Origin of the sequence: Methylobacterium sp. WL6 (assembly GCF_008040095.1) — a bacterium.
Classification (GTDB): domain Bacteria; phylum Pseudomonadota; class Alphaproteobacteria; order Rhizobiales; family Beijerinckiaceae; genus Methylobacterium.
On sequence record NZ_VRVH01000504.1, the window covers coordinates 1 to 1,925 of the forward strand.

General features: G+C 73.7%; 3 protein-coding genes. All 3 read right to left on the bottom strand.

Annotated elements, in window-relative coordinates; genetic code table 11:
* A partial coding sequence (locus FV230_RS27760) for an aminotransferase class IV (protein WP_187275655.1) occupies window positions 1-279 on the bottom strand: 279 nt, incomplete at its 3' end.
* A complete protein-coding gene (locus tag FV230_RS27765) occupies window positions 266-886 on the bottom strand; it encodes an aminodeoxychorismate/anthranilate synthase component II (protein ID WP_147729349.1) in 621 nt (206 codons plus the stop codon). The genes FV230_RS27760 and FV230_RS27765, both read right to left, overlap by 14 nt.
* A gap of 145 nt (window positions 887-1,031) precedes the next feature.
* On the bottom strand, window positions 1,032-1,925 hold an 894-nt coding region (gene pabB / locus FV230_RS27770), incomplete at its 5' end, for an aminodeoxychorismate synthase component I (protein ID WP_147844657.1).

Genomic DNA, 1,925 nt, shown 5'->3' on the forward strand with positions numbered 1-1,925 from the left:
GCGCGGGCCCGTGCCGCGGGTGACGGTGGTGCGGATCGCCAGGCGATCGCCCGTGGCGGCGAGCGCATGCATCGCCGTGCGGGCGGCATCGGCGGGCACGGAGAAGCCCAGCGCTTCGGCCGAGGCGACGAGGCGGGCGACGTGCGCGTCCGCGAAGGCGACCCGGCCGGCCAGCGCCAGGGCCGTGTCGAAGACGCCGTCGGCCAGGGTCAGGCCGCGATCGGTCAGGTCGAAGGGCAGGGTGGTGCCGTCGATCAGGCGGCCGTCATGCCACAGCATCGCCGCCCTCCCCGGATGCGGGCCGCTCCCGCCAATCGCGGGCCAGGCCGAGGAAGTTCGAGAAGATCGCGTGGCCGTTCTCGGTGAGCACCGATTCCGGGTGGAACTGGATGCCGTAGGTCGGATGGCGGCGATGCGACAGCGCCATCACCTCGCCCTCGGCCGAGCGCGCGTCGACGGTGAGGTGGGCCGCCATCGCCGGCTGCGGCGCCACCACGAGGGAGTGGTAGCGCCCGACCTGCATCGCCGGCGGCAGCCCGGCAAACAGCCGCTCCCCGCCATGCGCCACCGGCGTCGCCTGCCCGTGCAGGGGCTTCCGCGCCCGCTCGACGGTGCCGCCGAAGGCCGCGCCGATCGCCTGATGCCCGAGGCAGACCCCGAGGATCGGCATCCGACCCGAGAGCTCGCGGATCGCCGGCAGCGAGATCCCGGCCTCGGCCGGCGTGCACGGCCCCGGCGAGATCACTAGGGCGTCGGGGGCGAGCGCGCGGATGCCGGCCACGTCGAGGGCGTCGTTGCGCACCACGCGCACCGTCTCGCCCAGCTCCTCGAAGTAGCGGACGACGTTGAAGACGAACGAGTCGTAGTTGTCGACGACGAGGATCATGGGGTTTCCCGGTGGCCCCCGGCCGTCGCCGGCCGCAGGCATCGGCCGCGCCGGCGGCGACGCGCGGTCGCGCGCGCCGACCTCCGCTCGGATCTCCCCGTGCGGCCCTCGGTCGTCGCGCCGGCCCGGGCTCGCGCAGGCGCGCTCATGTTTCGAACGCCTCTGCCTCGAACGCCTGGAACACGCGGGCGGCCTTGGTCAGGGTCTCGTCGTACTCGGCCGCCGGCTCGGAGAGCAGGGTGACGCCGCCGCCGGCCTGGAGCACCGCGGTCGTCGCGTCCATGAACACGGTGCGGATCGCGATCGCGGTGTCGAGCGACCCGTCGAACCCGATCCGGCCGATGGCCCCGCAATAGAGCTCGCGCGCGTCGCCCTCGATCTCGGTGATGATGTCCATGGCCCTGAGCTTCGGCGCGCCGGTGATCGAGCCGCCGGGAAAGGTCCTCTCCAGCAGGTCGAAGCCGTCGAGACCGTCCCGCAACGTGCCCGTGACGACCGAGACGAGATGGTGGATGCCGGCATAGGATTCCAGCCCGCACAGCACCGGCACCTGCACGCTGCCCGGCGCGCAGACCCGGGACAGGTCGTTGCGCAGCAGGTCGACGATCATGGTGTTCTCAGCGCGCTCCTTCGGGTCCGCGAGCAGCCGCGCGGCGCGGGCCGCGTCCTCGACCGGGTCGGGGCTGCGCGCGAGCGTGCCCTTGATCGGCCGGGTCTCGACCTGGCTGCCCTCGAGCTTCAGGAAGCGCTCGGGCGAGCTCGACGCGACGGTCAGCCCGTCGAACTCGAGATAGGCGCCGAAGGTCGCCGGGTTGGTCTCGCGCAAGCGGCGGTAGAACGCGAACCGGTCGAAGCCCGCGGGCAGGGCGGCGGTGAAGCGCTGGGCGATGTTGGCCTGGTAGATGTCGCCGGCCCGGATGTAGTCCCGCACCCGGTCGACCGCCGCCTCGTAGCGGGCGCGCGTGAAGTTCGAGTGCCAGGTCGGCGGGGCAGCGCGCGGGGGCAGGGCGGCCGGCTCCGGCGTCGCCCCGCTCAGGCG